Source organism: Paenibacillus ilasis, assembly GCF_043195395.1.
Taxonomy (GTDB): Bacteria; Bacillota; Bacilli; order Paenibacillales; family Paenibacillaceae; genus Paenibacillus_AQ; species Paenibacillus_AQ lautus.
Map to the genome: position 1 here is coordinate 1387458 of NZ_JBHDJG010000001.1, position 23625 is coordinate 1411082.

27 protein-coding genes are annotated in these 23625 nt (G+C 48.4%); all 27 read left to right on the forward strand.

Annotated features, from left to right (window positions below; translation table 11 throughout):
* The first annotated feature begins 30 nt into the window (after nucleotides 1-30).
* The 27 genes from topA (at nucleotide 31) to flhB (ending at nucleotide 23609) form a co-directional block, all read left to right on the forward strand.
* On the forward strand, nucleotides 31-2130 hold the full coding sequence (gene topA / locus ACETK5_RS06705; RefSeq protein WP_326112933.1) for a type I DNA topoisomerase: 2100 nt from the start codon (nucleotides 31-33) through the stop codon (nucleotides 2128-2130).
* Between the two features lie 15 nt (nucleotides 2131-2145).
* Nucleotides 2146-3480 carry an FADH(2)-oxidizing methylenetetrahydrofolate--tRNA-(uracil(54)-C(5))-methyltransferase TrmFO gene (gene trmFO, locus ACETK5_RS06710; protein WP_394054754.1) on the forward strand — a complete coding sequence of 445 codons (1335 nt, stop codon included), beginning with the start codon at nucleotides 2146-2148 and terminating at the stop codon, nucleotides 3478-3480.
* Between the two features lie 29 nt (nucleotides 3481-3509).
* Entirely contained in the window at nucleotides 3510-4052 is a 543-nt protein-coding gene (gene hslV / locus ACETK5_RS06715; RefSeq protein ID WP_006211334.1) for an ATP-dependent protease subunit HslV, read from the forward strand.
* 49 nt (nucleotides 4053-4101) lie between these two features.
* Nucleotides 4102-5508 carry an ATP-dependent protease ATPase subunit HslU gene (gene hslU, locus ACETK5_RS06720; protein ID WP_326112935.1) on the forward strand — a complete coding sequence of 469 codons (1407 nt, stop codon included), beginning with the start codon at nucleotides 4102-4104 and terminating at the stop codon, nucleotides 5506-5508.
* Nucleotides 5509-5966: 458 nt separating this feature from the next.
* The gene (gene flgB / locus ACETK5_RS06725) at nucleotides 5967-6374 is read left to right on the forward strand and encodes a flagellar basal body rod protein FlgB (protein ID WP_071220075.1); all 408 of its coding nucleotides are present in this window, start codon (nucleotides 5967-5969) and stop codon (nucleotides 6372-6374) included.
* A 5-nt stretch (nucleotides 6375-6379) separates the two neighbouring features.
* Nucleotides 6380-6829, forward strand: a complete 450-nt coding sequence (gene flgC / locus ACETK5_RS06730; protein WP_326112937.1) for a flagellar basal body rod protein FlgC — start codon at nucleotides 6380-6382, stop codon at nucleotides 6827-6829.
* Nucleotides 6830-6873: 44 nt separating this feature from the next.
* Nucleotides 6874-7182, forward strand: a complete 309-nt coding sequence (gene fliE / locus ACETK5_RS06735; protein ID WP_009594713.1) for a flagellar hook-basal body complex protein FliE — start codon at nucleotides 6874-6876, stop codon at nucleotides 7180-7182.
* A 34-nt stretch (nucleotides 7183-7216) separates the two neighbouring features.
* The gene (gene fliF / locus ACETK5_RS06740) at nucleotides 7217-8797 is read left to right on the forward strand and encodes a flagellar basal-body MS-ring/collar protein FliF (protein WP_326112938.1); all 1581 of its coding nucleotides are present in this window, start codon (nucleotides 7217-7219) and stop codon (nucleotides 8795-8797) included.
* 11 nt (nucleotides 8798-8808) lie between these two features.
* Complete coding sequence (fliG, locus tag ACETK5_RS06745) at nucleotides 8809-9825, forward strand: flagellar motor switch protein FliG (RefSeq protein WP_100539452.1); 1017 nt, start codon at nucleotides 8809-8811, stop codon at nucleotides 9823-9825.
* Nucleotides 9818-10672, forward strand: coding sequence for a FliH/SctL family protein (locus tag ACETK5_RS06750; protein ID WP_394054758.1), 855 nt, complete (start codon nucleotides 9818-9820; stop codon nucleotides 10670-10672). Before fliG ends, ACETK5_RS06750 begins: the two co-directional genes overlap by 8 nt.
* The gene (gene fliI, locus ACETK5_RS06755) at nucleotides 10656-11975 is read left to right on the forward strand and encodes a flagellar protein export ATPase FliI (protein ID WP_100538076.1); all 1320 of its coding nucleotides are present in this window, start codon (nucleotides 10656-10658) and stop codon (nucleotides 11973-11975) included. Before ACETK5_RS06750 ends, fliI begins: the two co-directional genes overlap by 17 nt.
* A gap of 9 nt (nucleotides 11976-11984) precedes the next feature.
* The gene (fliJ, locus tag ACETK5_RS06760) at nucleotides 11985-12428 is read left to right on the forward strand and encodes a flagellar export protein FliJ (RefSeq protein WP_100538075.1); all 444 of its coding nucleotides are present in this window, start codon (nucleotides 11985-11987) and stop codon (nucleotides 12426-12428) included.
* A gap of 39 nt (nucleotides 12429-12467) precedes the next feature.
* Complete coding sequence (locus ACETK5_RS06765) at nucleotides 12468-13400, forward strand: MotE family protein (protein ID WP_394057347.1); 933 nt, start codon at nucleotides 12468-12470, stop codon at nucleotides 13398-13400.
* Nucleotides 13401-13447: 47 nt separating this feature from the next.
* A complete protein-coding gene (locus ACETK5_RS06770; RefSeq protein ID WP_394054761.1) occupies nucleotides 13448-14791 on the forward strand; it encodes a flagellar hook-length control protein FliK in 1344 nt (447 codons plus the stop codon).
* Between the two features lie 20 nt (nucleotides 14792-14811).
* Nucleotides 14812-15405: a flagellar hook capping FlgD N-terminal domain-containing protein gene (locus tag ACETK5_RS06775; RefSeq protein ID WP_394054762.1), complete on the forward strand. Its 594-nt coding sequence runs from the start codon at nucleotides 14812-14814 to the stop codon at nucleotides 15403-15405.
* The gene (locus ACETK5_RS06780) at nucleotides 15402-15791 is read left to right on the forward strand and encodes a TIGR02530 family flagellar biosynthesis protein (RefSeq protein WP_394054764.1); all 390 of its coding nucleotides are present in this window, start codon (nucleotides 15402-15404) and stop codon (nucleotides 15789-15791) included. The genes ACETK5_RS06775 and ACETK5_RS06780 overlap by 4 nt, the downstream gene beginning before the upstream one ends.
* Nucleotides 15792-15865: 74 nt before the next feature.
* Nucleotides 15866-16690, forward strand: a complete 825-nt coding sequence (locus ACETK5_RS06785) for a flagellar hook-basal body complex protein (RefSeq protein ID WP_100538070.1) — start codon at nucleotides 15866-15868, stop codon at nucleotides 16688-16690.
* A gap of 52 nt (nucleotides 16691-16742) precedes the next feature.
* Nucleotides 16743-16967: a flagellar FlbD family protein gene (locus ACETK5_RS06790; RefSeq protein ID WP_009594749.1), complete on the forward strand. Its 225-nt coding sequence runs from the start codon at nucleotides 16743-16745 to the stop codon at nucleotides 16965-16967.
* The gene (locus ACETK5_RS06795; RefSeq protein ID WP_100538069.1) at nucleotides 16964-17428 is read left to right on the forward strand and encodes a flagellar basal body-associated FliL family protein; all 465 of its coding nucleotides are present in this window, start codon (nucleotides 16964-16966) and stop codon (nucleotides 17426-17428) included. The genes ACETK5_RS06790 and ACETK5_RS06795 overlap by 4 nt, the downstream gene beginning before the upstream one ends.
* Before the next feature lie 35 nt (nucleotides 17429-17463).
* Nucleotides 17464-18462, forward strand: coding sequence for a flagellar motor switch protein FliM (fliM, locus tag ACETK5_RS06800; protein ID WP_100538068.1), 999 nt, complete (start codon nucleotides 17464-17466; stop codon nucleotides 18460-18462).
* Entirely contained in the window at nucleotides 18452-19711 is a 1260-nt protein-coding gene (gene fliY, locus ACETK5_RS06805) for a flagellar motor switch phosphatase FliY (RefSeq protein ID WP_100538067.1), read from the forward strand. The genes fliM and fliY overlap by 11 nt, the downstream gene beginning before the upstream one ends.
* A gap of 29 nt (nucleotides 19712-19740) precedes the next feature.
* Nucleotides 19741-20106, forward strand: a complete 366-nt coding sequence (locus tag ACETK5_RS06810; RefSeq protein WP_006211317.1) for a response regulator — start codon at nucleotides 19741-19743, stop codon at nucleotides 20104-20106.
* 11 nt (nucleotides 20107-20117) lie between these two features.
* Nucleotides 20118-20642 carry a FliO/MopB family protein gene (locus tag ACETK5_RS06815; protein ID WP_100538066.1) on the forward strand — a complete coding sequence of 175 codons (525 nt, stop codon included), beginning with the start codon at nucleotides 20118-20120 and terminating at the stop codon, nucleotides 20640-20642.
* Nucleotides 20639-21391 carry a flagellar type III secretion system pore protein FliP gene (gene fliP / locus ACETK5_RS06820; protein ID WP_100538065.1) on the forward strand — a complete coding sequence of 251 codons (753 nt, stop codon included), beginning with the start codon at nucleotides 20639-20641 and terminating at the stop codon, nucleotides 21389-21391. The genes ACETK5_RS06815 and fliP overlap by 4 nt, the downstream gene beginning before the upstream one ends.
* Before the next feature lie 39 nt (nucleotides 21392-21430).
* Nucleotides 21431-21700, forward strand: coding sequence for a flagellar biosynthesis protein FliQ (fliQ, locus tag ACETK5_RS06825; RefSeq protein WP_100538064.1), 270 nt, complete (start codon nucleotides 21431-21433; stop codon nucleotides 21698-21700).
* Between the two features lie 11 nt (nucleotides 21701-21711).
* Nucleotides 21712-22500: a flagellar biosynthetic protein FliR gene (fliR, locus tag ACETK5_RS06830; RefSeq protein ID WP_100538063.1), complete on the forward strand. Its 789-nt coding sequence runs from the start codon at nucleotides 21712-21714 to the stop codon at nucleotides 22498-22500.
* A 20-nt stretch (nucleotides 22501-22520) separates the two neighbouring features.
* The gene (flhB, locus tag ACETK5_RS06835; RefSeq protein ID WP_394057348.1) at nucleotides 22521-23609 is read left to right on the forward strand and encodes a flagellar biosynthesis protein FlhB; all 1089 of its coding nucleotides are present in this window, start codon (nucleotides 22521-22523) and stop codon (nucleotides 23607-23609) included.
* Nucleotides 23610-23625 lie beyond the last annotated feature (16 nt).

Below are 23625 nucleotides of genomic sequence, written 5' to 3' on the forward strand. Positions count from 1 at the left end.
AGTTTGAATGTTGGAGAGGAGGATGAACCTGTGGCGGATTCACTCGTCATCGTAGAGTCGCCTGCTAAGGCGAAAACGATTGGCAAATATCTCGGCAGCAAGTATATCGTGAAGGCTTCGATGGGTCATGTTCGCGATTTGCCGAAGAGCCAGATCGGGGTTGAAGTGGAAAACGACTTCAATCCGAAATACATTACGATCCGCGGAAAAGGTTCTGTCTTAAAGGAACTTAAGGATGCTAGCAAAAAGGTGAAAAAAGTGTACCTCGCAGCTGACCCCGATCGCGAAGGGGAAGCCATTGCATGGCATCTTGCGCATGCGTTGGAGCTGGATGATACTCAAAGCCTGCGGGTTGTATTTAATGAAATAACAAAAACGGCCGTGAAGGATGCCTTCAAAACGCCGCGCAAAATTAACATGGATTTGGTTAACGCGCAGCAGGCAAGACGTATCCTGGACCGCTTGGTTGGTTATAAGATCAGCCCTATTCTATGGAAGAAAGTAAAAAAGGGACTTTCTGCCGGCCGCGTTCAGTCGGTAGCCGTCAAAATCATTCTCGACCGCGAGAATGAGATAAGCGCTTTCGTTCCGGAAGAATATTGGACCATTACGGCCAAGCTGGCTATTAAAGGATCCGCATTCGAAGCCAAATTTACGCAGCTTAACGGCGCGAAGAAGGAGCTGACCAATGAACAGGAAGTGAATGAAATTCTCGAAGCGATTCGGGATGCTTCCTTCCAAGTCGGCGAAGTAAAAGAGCGCGAGCGTCAGCGCCACCCGTCTCCACCGTTTACGACGAGCTCCTTGCAGCAGGAAGCTGCACGTAAACTTGGTTTCCGTGCTGCCAAGACTATGTCCGTTGCCCAGCAGCTGTACGAGGGCGTCGAGCTTGGCAAGGAAGGCACCGTCGGTTTGATTACCTATATGCGTACGGATTCCACACGCATTTCGGGTACGGCTCAAGAAGAAGCAAAAGAATATATCACCGAGAAGTATGGTGATCCGTTCGTTCCGGAGAGCCCGAGACAATACTCGAAAAAAGCAGCCAACGCTCAGGATGCGCATGAAGCGATACGTCCTACTTCGGTGCTGCGGGATCCTGAATCCATGAAGCCGTTTATGAGCCGTGATCAGCTTCGCCTGTACAAACTGGTCTGGGAGCGTTTTGTGGCGAGTCAGATGTCTTCTGCTGTGCTGGATACGCTTTCTGTTGATATCACCGCTGGTAAAACGGTCTTCCGCGCAACCGGTTCGAAGGTTCGTTTCCCTGGATTCATGAAGGTCTATGTTGAAGGAAATGACGATGGGACGACGGAGGAAGACAAATACCTGCCAGAGCTTCACAGTGGCGACATTCTGGAGAAGCAGGATATTGAGCCAAAGCAGCACTTCACGCAGCCGCCTCCTCGTTATACGGAAGCACGGCTTGTCCGAACGCTGGAGGAGCTCGGCATAGGACGTCCGAGTACGTATGCACCGACGCTGGAGACGATCCAGAAGAGAGGCTACGTTGCCATCGAAGAGAAAAAATTCATGCCAACCGAGCTCGGTGAACTTGTCATCGAACAGATGGAGCAGTTCTTCCCGGAAATTCTCAATGTAGAGTTTACGGCGAACATGGAAGAGGACCTCGACCATGTGGAGGAGGGCTCCGAAGATTGGGTCAAAGTATTGGCAGAGTTCTATGAATCCTTTGAAAAGCGCCTTGAAGTAGCAGAGGAAGAAATGAAGGAAATCGAAATCGAAGATGAGGTTTCCGACGAGATCTGCGAAAAATGCGGTAAGCCGTTGGTGTATAAGCTGGGCCGTTTCGGCAAGTTTCTTGCCTGCTCGGGTTTCCCGGATTGCCGGAATACCAAGCCGATCGTGAAAGATATCGGCGTGGCGTGCCCGAAATGCAAGGAAGGCCATGTGGTGGAACGCCGGAGCAAGAAGGGGCGCATCTTCTTTGGGTGTGATCGTTATCCCGAATGTGATTTTGTATCATGGGATAAACCATCAACGAAGCCGTGTCCGAATTGCAGCAGTTTAATGGTAGAGAAGAAAAGCAAGCAAGGCATCAAGCTTCAATGTACTTCTTGTGATTATTCCGAAATGGTCGAGGAACAGGACGATGCAGCAGATTTGTAAGGCATACAGGGGGTAATGACGTTGACAGATTCACAAAGGGTTACGGTTATCGGTGCAGGGCTTGCAGGCAGTGAAGCTGCCTGGCAGATCGCTAGCCGTGGCGTACCCGTTACATTATATGAGATGCGGCCGGTCGTTAAGACGCCGGCTCATCATACGGACAAGTTCGCTGAGCTTGTATGCAGTAATTCGCTTCGGGCGAACGGTTTAACCAACGCAGTCGGGGTATTGAAGGAAGAGATGCGGATGCTGAACTCGCTTGTCATCGGTTCGGCAGATCGCAATTCCGTCCCGGCTGGGGGCGCATTGGCCGTTGACCGCGACGGTTTTTCGGGAGAAATTACGGAAACCCTGCATCAGCATCCTTTAATTGAGGTTGTAAATGAAGAAATTCAGCATATACCTGAAGAAGGCATCGTTGTTATTGCCACAGGGCCGCTGACTTCGCCCGCGTTGTCATCACAGATTCGTGAGCTGATGGGTGAGGACTATTTCTATTTTTACGATGCGGCTGCTCCAATCGTGGAGAAGGATTCCATCGATATGAGTAAGGTCTATCTGGCATCCCGTTATGATAAAGGCGAAGCGGCTTATCTAAATTGTCCCATGACGGAAGAAGAGTTTGACGCCTTCTATGACGCTCTTATCAATGCCGAAGTTGCTCAATTGAAAGAGTTTGAGAAGGAGATTTATTTCGAAGGCTGCATGCCGATCGAGGTCATGATGAAGCGCGGTAAACAAACCGCCTTGTTTGGCCCGATGAAGCCTGTTGGATTGGTGAACCCGCATACAGGCAAGCTTCCGCACGCTGTGGTGCAGCTCCGTCAGGATAATGCGGCAGGTACGCTTTACAACCTTGTCGGTTTCCAGACTCATTTGAAATGGGGCGAACAGAAGCGGATCATTTCCATGATTCCGGGACTCGAGAACGCCGAAATTGTGCGTTACGGTGTCATGCACCGCAATACGTTTGTCAATTCGCCTAAACTGCTGGAACAAACCTATCAGGTAAAAACACGGCCTAATCTGTATCTGGCGGGACAAATGACGGGTGTCGAGGGCTATGTAGAATCAGCGGCATCCGGATTGATTGCAGGGATCAATGCAGCAAGAGCAGCTCAGGGACAGGAAGGGATCGTATTCCCTCAGGAATCAACCATCGGGAGTATGGCCTACTACATAACCCATGCAGATCCTGATAACTTCCAGCCGATGAATGCGAACTTTGGTCTTCTTCCAAGTCTCGAGAAGCGCATTCGCAACAAAAAGGAAAAAAATGAAGCGCTTGCGAGCCGAGCTCTTGACGGAGTACGAGTATTTATTAATGCTAACGAACTAAATACAATCTAATCTTATTTTCTTAGGGAGGTCTTGCCATCATGGAAATGACTTTTCACGCCACTACGATTTGCGCAGTACGGCATAATGGCACAGCAGCTATTGCCGGCGATGGCCAAGTTACATTTGGTGAAAGTGTAGTGATGAAGCAGACCGCCAAGAAAGTGCGCCGTCTTTACCGGGGACAAGTTGTCGCCGGTTTTGCCGGTTCTGTGGCGGATGCAATCACGTTATTTGAGAAATTCGAAGGCAAGCTGGAAGAACACCATGGCAACCTGCAGCGTGCCGCTGTTGAGCTCGCGAAGGACTGGCGTCAAGACCGCGTGCTTCGCAAACTTGAAGCTTTGATGATTGTTATGGATAAAACAGGGATGCTGTTGATTTCAGGCGGCGGCGAAATCATCGAGCCCGATGATGATGTGCTGGCCATTGGGTCAGGCGGCAATTTTGCCTTGTCGGCAGGTCGGGCGCTTAAGCGTCATGCCGGACATATGGAAGCGAAAGACATAGCCAGAGAAGCGCTTCAGATCGCTTCTGAGGTGTGTGTCTATACTAACAGCAATATTATTGTCGAAGAGCTGTAAGGATGCCATACAGCAACATATAGCCATATCAGGGGTGGAGGTATTCGCGATGAGTAAAGAATCGATGACGCCAAGACAGATTGTATCCGAGCTGGATAAATACATCGTAGGCCAAAAGGACGCTAAAAAATCGGTCGCTGTAGCACTTCGGAACCGCTATCGCCGGAGTTTGCTTACGGATGACGAGCGGGATGAAATCGTACCGAAGAACATTCTGATGATCGGTCCTACCGGTGTCGGCAAAACGGAGATTGCGAGAAGGCTTGCCAAGCTGGTCCATGCACCGTTCGTCAAGGTCGAGGCGACAAAGTTTACCGAGGTTGGATATGTCGGCCGTGATGTGGAATCCATGGTCCGGGATCTGGTGGAAACCGCGATCCGGATGGTGAAGCTGGAACGTACCGAGAAGGTAAAGGACAAAGCCGAGGAAATGGCGAACGAGCGGATCGTTCAGCTGTTGGCGCCTTCAACCAAAGGCCAGAAGAGCCAGCGAAATCCCTTTGAGATGCTGTTTGGAGGTTCTAATAACGATACCCAGGCCGAAGATGAGGATGCGGACGAAAAGGACGTTAGTCTCAAAGAGAAACGGAGACAGGTGCGCTTTAACCTGCTGTCCGGTAAGCTTGAAGACGAAACGATTGAGATTGATGTTGAGGATGCTGCTCCGAACATGTTTGATATGTTTGCGGGGCAGGGCAATGATCAAATGGGTATGAACATGCAGGAAATGTTCGGCAACCTGATGCCAAAGCGAACAAAGCGCCGCAAGCTGTCCGTCAAGGAAGCCAGGAAAGTGCTGACGCAAGAGGAAGCGGGCAAGCTCATCGATATGGATGATGTCATTCAGGAGTCCATTCGTCGGGCAGAGCAATCCGGCATTATCTTTATCGACGAGATCGACAAGGTTGCCAGCCAGGGCCGTCAATCGGGTCCGGATGTGTCCAGAGAAGGCGTGCAGCGCGATATTTTGCCTATCGTGGAAGGCTCAACCATTATGACCAAATACGGGCCGGTCAAAACGGATTTTGTCCTCTTCATCGCTGCAGGTGCTTTTCATATTGCGAAGCCATCGGATTTGATTCCCGAGCTTCAGGGGCGTTTTCCGATTCGGGTGGAGCTCAGCAGCTTGTCACTCGACGATTTTGTATCCATTTTGACCGAGCCGAAAAATGCGCTGACCAAGCAATACGTCAATCTGCTGCGTACTGAAGATCTTGAGGTTGAGTTTTCTCCGGAAGCGATACGGGAGATCGCCCAAATTGCTGCTTCGGTTAACCAGAACACGGAGAATATAGGTGCGCGGAGACTTCATACGATATTGGAGAAGCTCCTCGAAGACCTGTCATTTGAAGCGCCTGAGTTGACGCTGGATCGCATGGTGATCACGCCGCAGTATGTCCGGGAGAAACTGGCCGGGATCGCCCAGGACCGGGACCTGAGCCAGTATATTCTGTAGTTGCATCCATATAGGTCTATCTGCCGGGGTATGCGAAAGGAAATAATTGTCGATATTCATCCCGACCCTTGCAGCAAGTTGTCGAAGCGCTTTCGCATGTTGGAAGGGATCAGGACGGATTTCGTAATTTTTTGTGAATTTTATGGTCCCTACCAGGACCTACCCTTCGGGAAAAATCGCTTAAATTTTACAGATTTAGTGATACGATTTGCAATAATATAGAAAAAAACCGGATAAAAATGAACACAAAGCCCTTCTTTTTGGTAAAAGATAGGGCTTTTTTCTTATTGTAAAAAGTCCCAATCTTTAAGAAACTTAGTTTATGTGACATCATGTTGTCTTTTTCTACTTAAGACCTAGGTTAGTTCATACGGATTATATGATTTGTCGAAAAAAGAGGATTTAGCTAGGAAGAGTGGAATACCTTTCTGCAAAGTCCAGTCAGGAGGAATGAGCTAGTGAATCTGTTGAACAATAGTTCTTTTCAACGGCTTCAAAGCGGTTTGGATGCAGCGAATCTCAGAAACAATGTGATTGCAAACAACATCGCCAACGTGGATACTCCTCATTTTAAGAGATCCGAGGTATCCTTTGAGAGTCTTCTGAAAAAAGAAATGGATGGGGCCCAATTGTCGCTTCAGGGCAGAAGAACGGATCCCAGGCATTTTGTCATTGGTTCAACCGGGGGGATTCCTGAGGCTTCGGTCATGAAGGATGGCAGCAGCTCCATGAATAACAACCAGAATAATGTCGATGCAGACAGAGAAATGTCGCTGCTTGCAGAGAATCAGCTCCGTTATAATTCATACATACAAGCTGTCAATGAGCAGATTCGAATGATGCGTACAGCTATTGAAGGGAGATAGGGTTCATGAATATTAGCAATAGCTTCGGTATTAATGCATCAGCTCTAACAGCACAACGGCTTCGAATGGATGTCATATCCTCCAACATTGCCAATGCGGAAACTACTCGCGCGCGAATCGAGAACGGCCAAGCTGTACCGTATCGTCGAAAAACGGTTGTGTTACAGCCGCAGCAAGAATCATTTGAAGGGCTTCTCAGAGCTCAGATGAGTGGTCAGAATGTGGGACAAGGGGTAAAGGTTGCGCAGGTACGGGAAGATCAAACCCCGCTGAAACAGGTATATAACCCTACACATCCGGATGCGAATGCGGAAGGCTATGTCTTTATGCCTAACGTGGACATTACGAAGGAAATGGTGGATATGCTGGCAGCTACCCGTTCTTACGAAGCTAACGTTACTGCGATAAATGCTTCGAAAGCGATGATTATGAAGGCGTTGGAGATCGGTAGATAGCACAGCGGTAAATACATAAGCCCATATTGTAGGAGGAGAGAGAGATGATTCAAAATGCAATGTTCAGTGTTCAGGGCGTACAGCCGCTTCAAATGCAGGAGCAAGTGAAAAATGGAGCGACTCCATCCGAATCGATTCGCGATTTTGGCTCTTACCTGAATGAAGCACTGAACTCTGTGGCAGCACAGGAACAAAATGCACATGTCATGAGCGATAAATTAATGATTGGACAAGTAAACGTAGATCAGGCGATGATATCCGCCCAACAGGCTCTGTTGAGCATTCAGCTCACAACACAGGTCCGAAACAAAGTGGTAGAAGCCTATCAAGAGATCATGCGCACGCAAATCTAAATGTTTCTAGCAAAGTTTCGGATGGGGTGACAATGTGAACGAGAGAATTACCCAATATCGGGAGAGAATGACCCAGTATTGGAACCAATTCAGCAACAAACAAAAAATAATGTTAATCGCTACAATAGCATTTGTTTTGATTGCTCTAATCGTACTAACGATGCAGTTCTCTAAGACGAAGTACGAAGTAGCATTCCGGGATCTAAATTCCAGCGACGCCGCAGGAATCATCAGCCACCTGGAGACCCAAGGGATTTCCTACAAGCTGAGCGAGGATGGCAGAAGCATCCTGGTTCCGAGTACGAGTGCAGCTAAAGTCCAGATTGATGTAGGGTCTCAAGGACTTGTACAGAATGGTACGATCGGATTCGAAACCTTCGAGAAGAACGCATCAGCCATCGGGATGACAGATAACGAATTCGAAGTGAAATATGTAAATGCACTGAATGGCGAAGTAGAACGACTGCTTGAGAAGATGCAGGGCGTTCAAGATGCAACGGTATTATTAAATCTGCCTAAAGAAAGTGTATTTGCAAAAAACGGAAACGAAGATCAAGCCAGCGCTTCTGTAGTTGTGCAATTCAAACCGGGCTATCGTCCTAATCAAGAAGTCATTGACGGGTATTACAACCTCGTGAAGACGGCCATTCCGAACTTACCGGTTGAGAACATTACAATCACCAATGACGAAGTCGAGCTGCTCGCAACAGCTAAAGGCGGTCAAGGCGGATTGATTGGTAAGGTGGAAGAAAACTTCGCGCTTCAGAAAAAATTCGAAAGCGACGTTAGGCAAAATGTTCAGCAGTTCCTCTCGCAATACATGGGATCGAATAAAGTCAATGTTCTGGTTGCTTCCAAACTGAACTTTGATCAGGTGCAAAGCAAGGAAAACATCGTAACCCCTGTTGATGAAGAAGAAATGAAGGGGATTGAGCTCAGTGTTCAGGAGATCCAGAAGAACTATTCGGGAACCAGTAGTCCAACCGGCGGAGTGGCCGGTGTGGGCGAAGAAGCTGTTCCGGGATATCCAAGCGATTCTGGAAGCGGGGAAACGAATTCGGAAGAGCTCTCCAAAACCGTTAACTATGAAGTTAACCGGATTACGAAGGATATCATAGCAAGTCCATATACTGTTAAAGATTTAACCATTAATGTCTCGGTTGAACCACCTGCCGGACAACAAACTTTGGATGACGCAACAAGAACGGCAATACAGAACATTCTGGTTAATATCGTACGAGCATCGCTCGCGGATACAGGCTCTACTTATACAGACGCTGATTTGTCCAAAAAAGTTTCGGTTATTTCACAGGTATTTAATGTAAATGCGGATGAAAACCCGAAAACCGTATTTTCACAGCCTGTATTATGGGGAATTGGTATCGCTGCATTGGCGTTAATTGCCGGAGGAACCTATTTCATAATCCGCAGACGCAGACAGCAGCAGGAAGAATTTGAAGATGACATTCAACTTCCGCCGGTTACGGAATTCCCATCGATTAATCTCGAAAGTATAACCAATGAAAGCCAGGTTCGTAAGCAGCTCGAAACCTTGGCGAAGAAGAAGCCAGATGAATTCGTGAATTTACTTCGCACATGGCTAGCTGAGGAATAGAGGTGGAAGCATTGGCTAAGGGAAATAACCAACTGTTAAGCGGACGTCAAAAAGCGGCTATACTGCTCATTACACTTGGCCCGGAAGTGTCTGCTCAAATATTTAAGCATCTTCGAGATGAAGAAATTGAACAATTAACGCTGGAGATTGCGAATGTTCGCAAAGTCGACAGTGATGAGAAAGATAGCATTATTCAGGAATTCCATCAAATTTGTCTGGCTCAGGAATACATCTCCCAAGGCGGTATTAATTACGCTAAAGAGATTTTGGAGAAGGCGCTTGGACAGCAAAAAGCGATGGAAGTGATCAACAGACTGACGGCAACGCTTCAAGTAAGACCGTTTGACTTTGCCCGCAAAGCGGACCCAAGCCAAATTCTGAACTTTATCCAGAACGAAAATGCGCAGACCATTGCACTTGTCTTGTCATATCTTCAATACGAGCAGGCATCCGCGATCCTCTCTTCGCTTCCGCAAGAGAAGCAGGCCGAAGTAGCTCGTAGGGTTGCAGTCATGGACAGTACTTCACCGGAAGTCATTGCCCAGGTGGAGCGCGTGCTGGAACAGAAGCTGTCGGCGACGGTTACCCAGGATTACACCAGTGCGGGTGGCATTGAATCCATCGTTCAAATTCTGAATGGTGTGGACCGCGGAACGGAACGAACGATCCTCGACTCCCTGGAAATCCAGGATCCCGAGCTCGCTGAAGAAATCAAGAAGCGGATGTTCGTATTCGAAGATATCGTCAACGTGGACAACCGTTCGATACAGCGTATTATCCGCGATGTCGAGAACGCCGATTTACAGCTTGCACTCAAGGTGGCAAGCGAAGAGGTACGGGATGTCATTTTCCGCAACATGTCCAAGCGTATGGCGGAAACCTTCCGCGAAGAAATGGAATATATGGGACCGGTGCGGCTGCGTGATGTAGAGGAAGCTCAGACTCGGATTGTAAGCACGATCCGAAGACTCGAAGAAGCGGGCGAGGTCATTATTGCCCGTGGCGGAGGAGATGACATCATTGTCTAACTTGATCAAATCGTCCCACTATAAACCGATGGATGTGTTGAAAGAGTTGGATCTTGCTCGTCGTTACGCTTCACCGACCCAGGAAACGGTAGAGGAATATACTCCGCCGACTGCCGAGCCGGCCGTCGTACAGACGCTGGCTGAAGCTGAACGCTTAAAGCACGAGATGCTGAAGGATGCTCAGGAGTTTGCCGAACGACAAATCCGTGAGGCTTCGGAAGAGGCGGAGCGGCTGTTGACTGAAGCACAGCAGCAGATTGAAGCGTGGTGGACCGAAAGAAGGCTTCAGGACGAGGATTTGTCCGAAACGCTGAAGATGGAAGGATTTAACCAAGGATACGCCGAGGGCTCGGCCAAGGCAGAACTTGAGATGAAGGAACTGATGGAGCAAGCGACATTACAAGCGAGTGAATTGCTTCAGCTGGCCCATCAAGCGAAGGATGATTTGATTCAGGAAGCGGAGCCGTTTTTGGTGGAGCTCAGCTGCAGCATAGCGGAGAAAGTACTGGATCGTCAGCTTACGATTGAACCTGATTTCATGCTGGAGCTGATTCGAAAGAATCTGGCACGCAAACGGGAAAAAGGAGTCATCTCCCTCTGCGTTGCTCCTGAACAATTCGAATTTGTATACGCGGCACGGGAAGAGCTGGGATTATCGATCGATTCCCAGGCGGAACTTCAAATTTTGCCGGATTCCACGGTTAAGGATCACGGCTGCGTGATCCGGTCTTCCTTCGGAAGCGTGGATGCCCGCATCGATACACAGCTATCCGAGATCAAAAAAGAACTCGTGCGGTTCGCTCTTGATGACGAGGAACGGAGAAATCAAGATGAAGAAGCTGAATAGCGCACGGTACTTGGATCATCTGAAACATCTGGACCCCGTTCGCATCAACGGCAAAGTTACACAGGTAATCGGACTGATGGTGGAGTCCGAGGGACCGGATGCGAGCATCGGCGATGTTTGTTATATCTATCCCACGAAGCAGTCCAAGCCGCTCAAGGCGGAAGTCGTGGGTTTCAGAGACAACAAAGTGTTGCTGATGCCTCTTGGCGAGCTTCACTCCATCGGACCCGGCTGTGATGTAGTCGGGACCGGCAAACCGCTGAGCGTTCAGGTAGGTTCGGAACTGCTTGGCAAAGTGCTGGACGGATTGGGGCAACCGCTGGACGGATCTATCATTCCGGCGCGTATGCCGCATTATTCAACCCATAATGTTCCACAGAACCCGCTGAATAGGCCGAGGGTTCAGGAGCCGATCAGCATCGGCGTCCGCGCGATTGACGGATTGCTCTCCATCGGCAAAGGCCAGCGGGTCGGTATATTCGCCGGATCTGGTGTCGGGAAGAGTACCCTGATGGGAATGATCGCCCGAAACACTTCTGCCGACGTCAATGTCATTGCCTTGATCGGGGAACGTGGACGAGAGGTGCTGGACTTCATTGAACGGGACTTGGGTCCCGAAGGGTTAAAGAGGTCCGTCGTGATTGTAGCGACCTCGGATCAACCGGCACTCATCCGTATTAAGGGGGCCTTGATCGCTACAACGATCGCTGAGTATTTCCGGGATCGCGGCCTGAATGTGATGCTGATGATGGATTCCGTTACCCGCTATGCGATGGCGCAGCGAGAAGTAGGGCTTGCCGTAGGAGAACCGCCGGCCATGCGCGGTTATACTCCGTCTGTTTTTGCTAGTCTGCCGAAGCTTCTGGAACGCGCAGGCACAGGGCCAACGGGCTCGATTACAGCTTTTTACACGGTGCTGGTAGACGGTGACGACATGAATGAACCGATCGCGGATGCGGTCAGGGGGATACTCGATGGTCATATCGTTCTAAACCGAAATATCGCAAACAAAGGGCATTTTCCGGCTATCGATGTGCTGGCTAGCATTAGCCGGGTGATGAAAGATATTTCTCCAGAGGAACAAATCGATGCTTCCGAGAACGTAAAGCGACTGATGGCGATATATAAGGACTCGGAGGATTTGATTAATATTGGGGCATATCAACAGGGCTCGAATGCCGATATCGATGAGTCGATTGAATATATCGGGCGAATATGGGATTTTACGAAGCAAAAAGTGAATGAGAAGACAACATTGAATGAGGTTCAGGAACGTTTGATTTCCGAGTTTTCAAGGAGATGACTTTGAAGAATGAAATTTCATTATGCATTCCAGAAAATCGTAGACCTGAAGAGCAACGAGAAAACGCAAGCCGAATGGATGCTGTCAAGTGCCATCGGGAAGCTGCAGGCGGAAGAGAAAAGTCTGAATGAGCTGTATGAGATGCGGGATCAAATGTATCATGCTCAGCAGGAGGCGGCATCGCGGTGCGTGCCGGTCGCTGAGATCCGAAACATTCAGGTATATGCAGAGCACTTGGAAGAATGCATTGAGCGGAAGCGGGATGACATAAGGATCGCACATGTCAATGTAACGAAAAAACAAAAGGTATTGTCAGACAAGATGCTTGACGAAAAAGTGTGGCTGAAAGCAAGAGACAAATCCCAAGAAAAGTTCCGGCATGAAAGTCTCCTTCGGGAACAAAACGAGCTGGACGAGATGGCGACGGTACGTTTTGCGATCAAAGCCCGATAAGGTTTGCAAACACCGAAGGGTTATGACCGCGAAGGAGGAATGAGAGTGGCACGAAAAGACATGCCGCTTGATAAGGAAGAATCAGGCGGAGGATTTGAACGGATACTGTTGATTTTGGTACCTGCTATATTTACGATCGTTCTGCTCGGGGCGCTCGCCGTATTTTTTAGAGCCGATGTGCGGGATGGACTAATCGATGTAGCCAATAAAATTCCGGTCGTCAAGAACTGGGTCCCGGATCCGGTGCTGACCCCGGAAGAGCAGAAACTCAAAGAAGCGAAGCAGCAGGAAGAAAGCGCGGAAGCAACGATTGTTGAACTCAAGAAGCAGCTTGCTGAACGCGAAGAAACATTAAATGAAGTAACGGAGCAAAAAGCGGCGCAGGAAAACAAGGTGAAAGAGCTGGAAACCCAAATTGATTCGATGCAAAGCACATCGACAAGCGGTGAGGCAGAAGAGGAGGACGCGTATACCAAGCAGATTCGTGAACTGTCTAAGCTCTACGCCGACATGAGTCCAAGCAAAGCCGCACCGATTATGCAAAACCTTACGCTGGAAGAAATGGTGCTTATGCTTAGCCAGATGAAGAGCAGCAACCGGGTTGCCATTTTGCAGAAAATGGATCCGAAAACGGCCGCGGACGCAACCATGATGCTTAAGGATGCTGAGACTTCTGAAGATATGGCCATTGCGGCTTTGCAATCCAGGCTCAAGAAGAACGAAACGGAAGCGGCGCAGAAGAAGACATCCGACAATCTGGATAAAAACCAGTTGAATCAGACCTTTGCCGGAATGACACCTGCCAACGCTGCCGAGCTGCTGATGCAGACATATAAGATCAGCCCCGCTAAGACCATGACCATTCTGAATACCGTGGATGATGCTACTCGTTCACGTATTTTAAATGCGATGTCTTCAAAAGATGCGGAGCTGGCAGCAAAGATATTGAATCGCCTGATGGGCTCTAAATAAGCTCTGAAATGAATCTCCATCCTCAGGAAAGGAGGTGAAATAAGACGATGACAATAACGGTACAAAACATGTTTTCATCCGTAAGCACTCCCTCGGGGAGCGGAAAGACAAGCGCAGCGGGTCAAACGACAGCAGGTGTTTCCTTTGATGCGACACTGGCATACCAGATGAGCAGCAGCGGGAACAGCGCTTCAACAACTTCGACGGAAGTCGCTGCCAAGCTGGAATCCTTGCTAACGCAGTATTCTTCGGAAACCGATGGATCGCTTGAAGGCTTGATGGAATTGCTTCATGGTTTGCTGCAGGAACTGGACACCATGGACCAGGCATTAATGGAGGATCCATCCCTATTGCAAGAGCTGCAGAACTGGCTGTCGCAAGCGAATCTTATGTTGAGCGGAGCTGCTCCCCAAGCACAAGAAAACACGGATGGGAATGCGATGTCTCCATTGGCTTCCAGACCTGAGACCATTCGATTTGCGGTACAGGATACGATCAGCCAGCTGGCGTCGATGCTATCCAAATCGAGTCAGGTGGATCTGAATACCGAAGCTGCAGTCAAACAGCTTGTCCAATCTTTCCATAGTCTGCTTGGTCAAGGAACAGGGACCGGGGAGAGTAAAACAAGCGGCAGTTTTGATAACATCCTAACCCAAAAGCAGCCGGATGCCGTTCAGCCTAACGTATCCACGAATACCTCGGGACAGTCGGCTTCATCTCAATCAACGGGTCAAGCAAATGCCAAGTGGTCATCACTGACGACAAGTACCCACGTTGAGGGTACAGCATCCGAGTTCGTGATTAACGAAGGAGATTCGCTGTTGGAGCAAGGAACGGTCACTGCCGGTCAGCTTGCCCTGCGTTCGGGAACGCAAGTTGCAGTAAAACCTGCAGCTCCACCGGTGCCTGTTGAGAATTTCGCAAGCGAAATGACTTCCTTCATTATTAATAAGCTCGAAATCGTGAAACAAACCGGTTTTACGGAAGCGAGAATCTCCTTGAATCCGGAACATCTAGGTCAAGTAGATATCAAACTTACGATGCAGAATGGCCAATTAATCGCCCAGTTCATGACAAGGTCGACGGATGCTAAAGAGCTGATTGACCAGCAAATGGCACAGCTTCGAAGCGCATTGATTGCACAGGGACTGCAGGTCGAGAAAATTGAAGTTACACAGAGCAGCCAGCCTTCCAATGCGAATCTTTATCAAGACGGCCGTCAGCCTGGATCAGGCCAGCAGCAGTCACAGCATCGATCAAAGGAGAAGGATAGACCATCCGATGATGCCGTGCTGGCAGCAAATTTGACAGAAGAATTAAACGATTGGATTGCTGAGCATCAAGCCGACGATGAACGGATGCAAGCAGGAACATTTACCGCAAAAGCCTAACAGTGAGGAGGTGAGCTTGGATGGCAACAAATCCGGTATCTACAAATAATATGTGGCCCAATTATGCTAAAGGGAATGTCAGCAGTAAAAGCGGAAACGGCCAGGAGCTTGGAAAAGACCAGTTCTTGAGCATCCTGATTACGCAATTAAGGCATCAGGATCCGCTTCAGCCGATGCAGGACCGGGAGTTTATTGCCCAAATGGCCCAGTTTACTTCCCTGGAGCAGTTGATGAATATCAACACTCAATTAACAGCGATGAGTCAGTCTCTGGGTGCAGCTTCAAGTTTGATCGGTAAACAGATCAGCTGGATGTTCAAGCCGGAGGATGGTTCGGAGTCGGTGATGAAGAGCGGTATCGTAGATTCCATCATGGTTCGTGAAGGCGTCCATTATGCGAAAGTCGGTGACAGTGAAGTATCGCTTGACCAGATCGTGAAAATCGAGAACGCCGTAACCGAGAATGATCCAGAAGCATCGAATCCAGGTCCGACAGATCCTGCAACAAACCATCCGGATCCTTCCGTACCTGAAACAGGCAATCCCGATCCGTCAGAACCTGAAGCCGGAGATTCCGGACAAGGGGGAGAAGAGCCTGGGGGAACAGCGTCATGAATGACCGTATGATGATAGGGCATTTATACCCTGGGAAAATACATCCCGCAGCACTTCATAATGAACGAAAAACAGCACAAGCTCAGACGAATCCACCCGCCGGGACGTTCCAGGAACTTTTAAATGAGAATCTTCTAAAAATCAGCAATCATGCGGCGAAGAGACTTCAGCAGCGCGGCATTGAATTAAAGAGTGATCAGCTTGCGCAGATTCAGAGCGCTGTGGACAAAGCTGCAGCGAAGGGAAGCAAGGAATCACTCATTCTGATGAGGGATATGGCTCTCATTGTGAATATTCCGAATCGGACCGTGGTCACTGCAATGGATGGCAACGCGATGAAGGATAACGTTTTTACGCAAATTGATAGTGCAGTAATTATTTCATGAATCTGGCTGGCCCGTGAGGAAGCCAGGCGGCCGCTGATCGACAGAAGCGGTCCATAACAAAAGGAGGAAAATCGATGTTAAGATCCATGTATTCCGGTATTTCCGGAATGAGAGGTTTCCAAACCAAGCTTGATGTCATTGGTAATAACATTGCCAACGTAAACACGGTTGGGTTTAAAGCGGGAAGAGTGATGTTTAAAGACGTACTAAGTCAAACGATGTCCGGTGTTACGCCGGGAACCGACGATCCATCCGGTGGTGTAAACGCGAAGCAGATCGGTCTTGGTGTATCGATCGGATCGGTCGATACTTTGCATACGCCAGGCAGCGCGATGATAACTAACAATCCGACGGATCTGAGAATTGACGGAGACGGATTTTTCATGGTGAAGCTTAGCGAGGATCAAGAGATGGCTTTCTTGACCCGCGCAGGTGACTTTCATGTAGACGTAGCGCGAAACCTGGTCACTTCGGATGGTATGCTCGTTCTTGATTCGGCGGGTGAACCAATCCAGTTGGACGATGATGTAACGGCCTTTACGATTGCGCAGAATGGCGCCATCATTCAGAAGATGAGTGACGGAACGACGGAAGAGGGAGCCATCATCGGCGTTGCGAAAATTCCGAATCCGGAAGGCCTGGAGAAAATCGGCGGCAATATGTATCGCGTGACCCTTAATGCAGTCCCTGATGGCGACCTGGATGCCGTTATGTTTGAAGCGAACAATGCCGAAGAAGGAACCGGTGCTATCATTTCAGGTCAGCTCGAAATGTCCAACGTTGACCTGACCGGTGAATTTTCGGAAATGATTGTCGCTCAGCGGGGCTTCCAAGCCAACTCCCGGATCATCACGACTTCGGACGAAGTGCTTCAAGAAGTTGTCAATCTGAAACGATAAGGATGGATAGGGAGGGGCAATCCCCTCCCTGATTAAAACAAGGAGGCTGTCCATGATATCGGTAACGAGGTTAAATGGTTCGCAGTTGTGGCTTAACGCGCTGTTGATAGAAATGGTTGAGGAGACTCCTGACACCTACATTACATTGATTAATGGAAAACGCATGATTGTGCTTGAAAGTGCAAATGAAATCATCGCTTCCGTTAAGGCGTATCATCACGAGGTAGGCATTCATCAAGCTACCATTAAAGTGCAGCAATTGGAGGAACCTTCATGAAAAAGATGCTCCCCTGGTTAATTACGATCCTGTTATCCATTACGTTGATTGTTCTGGCTATATTCCTATTGTCGGACAAGCTGCTTGGCGATAACGGTAAAAGTCAGGCTTCAGCCAATGCGGCGGCCTTACCTAAGTTGTCTGCCGATGAGATCGTGGCGATGACATCGGAAATCGCCGGGATTAAGACGAATTTAGCCGATCCAAACTATATCGCCCAGATGTCCTTTGCTTTTCAGCTTAGTGATAAAAAAGCTAAGGAAGAATTCGAAAAAATCAAGAATATCAAGATTAAACCGATTATTATCAAGACGTTAGCCGATACGAAGCCCGAATTACTGAATGATTCGAAGGGGCGCGAACAATTTAACGCTAAACTGGTGAATCTGGTTAATAAGTCGTTAACGTCTGGACGTTTAATTCAAATTGAAATGACAGATGTTATCGTCACTGAAATCTAGACTGTTCGTCGGACGACCTGTAAGGGGGTGAGTAGATGGTTGATGTTTTATCGCAGAATGAGATCGATGCCTTATTGGCCGCTCTCTCTTCAGGGGAAATGGATGCTGAAGAACTGAAAAAAGAGGAAACGCAAAAGAAAATTCGTTCTTATGATTTTAAGAGGGCACTCCGGTTTTCCAAGGATCATATTCGGAGCTTGACCCGCATTCACGAGAACTTTGCACGATATTTGACCACTTATTTCTCAGCACAATTACGTACTTTTGTGCAAATCAACGTGGTGCAGGTTGAACAGCTTCCATATGATGAATTTATTCGCTCCATACCCAAAATGACAGTTCTTAATATATTCGAGGCGGAACCGCTTGTCGGACGCATGGTGCTCGAGGTCCATCCGAACATTGCTTACGCGATGCTGGACCGTTTGCTGGGAGGAACGGGCATTGCTCCTTCTTCAATCAGCTCGATGACCGAAATCGAGACGATCATCATGGAACGCATTTTCAGCCGGGCATTCGATAGTCTGCAGGAAGCATGGAAAACGGTGCTCGACATATCGCCGCGCCTTGAAGCATTGGAGACGAATCCGCAATTTATGCAGATCGTTTCTCCAAACGAAACCATTGCGCTAATTTCCCTTAGCACCAAAATCGGCGATACCACGGGGATGATTAATCTGTGTATCCCGCATGTGGTGCTGGAACCGATCATGTCCAAGCTATCCGCGCATCAATGGTTTATCTCGGAGAAAAAAGCGAGTGTTCCAGAGGAAGTAGATGCTCTTAAGCAGCGTGTAAGTAAAGCCAAACTTCCGATTGTTGCCGAGCTTGGCGTTTCCCAGCTTACCGTGTCCGAATTTTTAGGACTGAGTGTCGGTGACGTCATCTCATTAAACAAGCCGATGCATGATGGACTCTCCATTAAGGTTGGGGACAGATTAAAGTTTATTGGCAGTCCCGGAACGATAAAAGACCGGGTTGCTGTACAAATCGATGAAATTGTCATCGAAGGAGCTGAAGAATTTGACGAGTAAAGACTATTTATCCCAGGAAGAAATCGACGCTTTGTTAAAACAGTCGGAAATGGCATCACCAGCATCAATTCCTTCGGCGGCGACTGTCGATGATGTATTAACACCTCTAGAGCAGGATGCGCTTGGAGAGATTGGTAACATTACCTTTGGCAGTGCTGCAACCGCTCTGTCTACCTTGCTGGGCAAAAAAGTGGATATCACGACACCGAAAGTGTCGATCATTAAGCGAAGCGAGTTTGAGGAAGAATTTCCGAAGCCGCATGTAGCGGTACATGTTACTTATGTGGATGGATTTGAAGGAATCAACTCTCTAGTTATTAAAACACGTGATGCTCAGGTCATTGCCGATCTGATGTTAGGCGGGGAAGGCAACCCCGTGGAAGAGGAACTAAACGAGATTCATATCAGTGCCGTTCAGGAAGCGATGAACCAGATGATGGGTTCTTCGGCAACGAGCATGTCGACGATTTTTAACCGATTTGTCAATATCTCGCCGCCAGGCATTGACATTCTGAACATGGCGAATGGTGAAGGGGTCAACAACCTTCCGCAGGATGAAACACTGATTAAGATTTCATTCCGGTTAATTATCGGTGACCTTATTGATTCAACCATTATGCAGCTGCTTCCCGTTCATTTTTCCAAGGATATGGTTCACATGCTGATCAACGGAACGGAAGAGCCGCAGCCCGCGAAGCAGGAAGCCGCCCCGGCAGTGGAAGCACCTGTTAATACCCAGGAACCGGCTCAAGCACCGGCTAACCCTGTTAATAGCAATGATATGGGCCAAGGATACGACTACGGACAAGGCTACAACCAGCCAGTGCAAGGACAGGGAGGACCGATCCCGCAATCCATGCCATATGGACAGCCGCAGATGCCTTACCAAGCGCAGCCGCAACAGTATGGCGGCATGCCGAATCGTAATGTGAATGTACAGCCCGTACAGTTCGCGAATCTGCAATCGGCGCCTTACACCCAGGTGGATGAAAACAATCTGAACTTACTGATGGACATTCCCCTTAAAGTCACCGTAGAATTAGGGAGGACTCAAAAGCAAATTAAGGATATCCTGGAAATGTCGCAAGGTTCGATCATCGAGCTGGACAAGCTGGCCGGCGAGCCTGTAGACATCCTTGTCAACCATAAACTGATCGCCAAAGGCGAGGTCGTTGTCATCGATGAGAACTTTGGTGTACGCGTGACGGATATCGTAAGCCAATGGGACCGGATTCAAAAATTACAATAGCACAAACATTTTAGGGAGGATTTTTATCAATGGCTAACCGAATTCTGATTGTGGACGATGCTGCATTTATGAGAATGATGATCCGTGACATATTGGTCAAGAACGGATTCGAGGTTGTGGGAGAGGCACAGGACGGTGCGCAAGCAATCGAGAAATTTAAAGAACTTCGTCCAGATCTGATTACGATGGATATTACGATGCCGGAAATGGATGGTATCGCTGCGCTGAAAGAGATTAAAAAAGTCGATGCAAACGCAAAAGTGATTATGTGCTCTGCCATGGGCCAGCAAGCGATGGTGATTGATGCGATCCAGGCTGGAGCCAAGGACTTTATCGTTAAACCGTTCCAATCGGACAGAGTCATTGAAGCCATCAATAAGACGCTTGGCGTATAAGGATTCTTCTTATGATGATGGCAGCTTCTGATGGATTAGGCTCAAGTAGTACTACCGGGTATTATTTACAGTTGTTTTATGTCTTTATCGTACTTGCCATCATCGTTGCGTTGATCGTGTTCCTGATTCGCTTTCTCAGCAGAAAGAATCAGAGCTGGATGCAGGGCCGCTCCATTCGTACTTTGGGTGCGGTTGGGATGGGCCCTAACAAATCCCTTCAGCTCGTCGAAATTGGGGGCAGTATCTATGTGATCGGAGTTGGCGAAGACGTCCGGTTGGTGGACAAAATTTCTGATCCGGCTGAAGTTGCGCTTATCCAAGCTGCATTTGAACAGGATTCTGGAATACATAATGGGGCACTGCCGCCTTTTGTAACGAAACTGGCGGCAAAACTCCGTAAAGGTAAACCACCGGAAGAAATGGAATTGGACGATACATCTTCTTTCCATGAAGTGTTCGAATCCAAGCTGCGCAGCGTACCGAACCGGAAAGAAAAGGTCGAAGAATTGCTGCGGGAGGATCATAAAGATTCATGAATAAAAAGATCTCGTACGCTATCGCGATTTTCATATTGTTTGGATTTCTGTTTTCCCATACGGCATTTGCGGATCCGATTCCAAACATCGATATTCAAATCGGCAATGAGGGAGACACACCGGGGACAAGCTCCTTGTCCTTGATACTCCTGATCACCATTCTTAGCATTGCACCGGCGATCCTAGTGCTGATGACGAGTTTTACAAGGATTGTTATCGTGCTTGGATTTGTCCGTACTTCGCTCGGCACACAGCAAACACCGCCAAACCAAGTGTTGATCGGCCTGGCTCTGTTCCTTACCTTATTCGTAATGGCTCCAACGTTGTCGTCGATAAATGATGTAGCGCTGCAGCCCTATCTTAAAGGTGAGATTACCCAAGCGGAAGCGCTGGATAAGGCTCAAGATCCAATGAAGAAGTTCATGTTCGCGCACACGCGGGAAAAGGATCTATTGTTGTTCATGAATTACACAGGCGCAGAGAAGCCCGAATCTTACGAGGATATTCCATTAACGGTTTTGGTACCGGCATTTGCCATTAGTGAGCTGAAGACGGGCTTCCAAATGGGCTTTATGATATTCATTCCGTTTCTGGTCATCGATATCGTGGTCGCCAGCGTGCTGATGGCCATGGGTATGATGATGCTGCCGCCGGTCATGATCTCGCTGCCATTCAAGATTTTGCTCTTCGTTTTGGTAGACGGCTGGTATCTGGTCGTGAAATCCATGCTGATGAGCTTTAACACGTAGCAATAAGCGGCAAGTAATTCGAATACAGGGGGACTCGCCGTGAGCGCTGAATTTATTATCGGTCTGGCAGGACAAGCGGTTTATATTGTGCTCCAGGTGAGCGCACCGATGCTGGTTCTCGCACTGGTTGTCGGACTTATCATCAGTATTTTTCAAGCGACAACACAAATCCAGGAACAGACACTGGCTTTCGTACCAAAAATCATTATCGTTCTTATAGCATTATTGCTGTTTGGTCCTTGGATATTAACGACGTTAGTGGATTTTACCCACGGTATTTTGGACAATCTCTACAAATATATCGGATAGGCTGAGTGTCCATGGAATGGTTGCAGCAAAGTTTACCTGTTTTCATGCTTATTTTTTGTCGAATAACAGCTTTTTTTGTAATATCGCCAGTGTTTACTTCACGCGGTATACCTCCTTCTTACAAAATTGGCCTTTCGGCCATCATCGCCCTGATCGTATATTTTTCGTTCGGGCTCGGAGAAACGGTTCCGCAAGATCTGTCTTACGTCATATTAATTGTCCAGGAAGTATTGGTGGGGCTGCTGCTTGGTTTCACTGCTTATCTTATTATGGCCGTCGTCCAAACGGCAGGAGCGTTAATTGACATTCAGATCGGGTTCAGCATGGCAAATGTTATCGATCCTTTTACAGGGGCTTCCTCCCCATTAATCGGCAACTTCAAGTATTATCTCGCTCTACTGGTATTCCTGAGCATGAATGGTCACCATTATCTGTTCGATGCGATTATGTACAGCTATGACTGGATCCCGATAACGGGAGATGTGTTTGGGAAGATCCATAACGGCAATGTGACGGATTTCCTCGTCCGGACATTCTCGCACTCATTTGTACTGGCACTTCAAATGGCGGCCCCGCTGGTAGCAGCCTTGTTCCTGACGGATGTCGGGCTTGGCTTTCTGGCAAGGACGGCACCGCAGTTCAATGTGTTTGTGATCGGGATTATCCTCAAAATCATCGTTGGACTCGTACTGCTGATGCTGCTCATGCCGATGCTGGTGTCACTATTTGATCATCTGTTTGCCAAAATGTTTGAAGCGCTCCGGCAGCTGCTCGGCGTTATTGGCGACGGGCCGACTTAAGGAGGATGGAGGTGAAGCGGATGTCATACCGGTATCCGGTCGACTTACAGCTGTTCGCTGGCGAAAAGACGGAGAAAGCCACGCCGAAGAAACGCCAGGATACACGTAAGAAAGGCCAAGTTGCCAAAAGTATGGAGGTATCGGGTGCATCGGTTTTGCTGGCCGCATTCTTTTGTTTGTTGATTTTCGGCGGTTATATGAGAGACCGTACCGTTCGACTGTTTACCGACGTTTATATTAACCGGCTCTCCATGGACGTAACGAAAGACAATGTGATGCAGTTATTCGGGGAGTATGGTGTTCAAATCCTGCTTCTGCTGGCGCCTTTGTTCATTTCGATTTTCGTTATAGCGCTGGTCGCTAATTATTTGCAGGTCGGGTTTATGCTGACGGGCGAAACTTTGAAAATGAAATTCAGTAAAATCGATCCTATCAAAGGGTTCAAAAACATATTTTCGATGCGCTCCTTGGTCGAATTTTTGAAATCGGTCATTAAACTGACCATCATCGGTTACCTCGTGTACACCACCTTATGGGCTGCCAGGGAAGGATTGTCGTCCTTGTCGACGATGGGGCCCGATACCATTTTTCATTTTGTGGCCGATATCACCATGTCACTGGGTTTCAAGATTGCCATCGGGCTGATCATTCTAGCCGTTTTGGATTACATGTATCAGAAATATGATTACGAAAAAAACATTCGAATGTCCAAACAGGACATCAAAGACGAGTACAAGAAGATGGAGGGCGATCCGCTGATCAAAGGAAAGATCAGGGAACGCCAGCGTCGGATGGCACTTCAGCGGATGATGCAGGAAGTCCCGAATGCCGACGTTATCATCACGAACCCGACCCACTTTGCAGTGGCGATCAAATATGACGGGTCCATGATGGAAGCACCGCAGATCATTGCGAAGGGCCAGGACTTCATGGCCTTGCGGATTAAAGAAATAGCGAAGGAACACGGAATTATAACGATGGAAAACAAGCCGCTGGCACGCGCTTTGTACCAACGGTCGGAAATCGGGGATTCGATTCCGGGAGACCTGTTCCAGGCCGTAGCGGAAGTGCTGGCCTATGTATATAAACTAAAAGGTAAAGTGAAATAATTAGGGACGGGAGGCG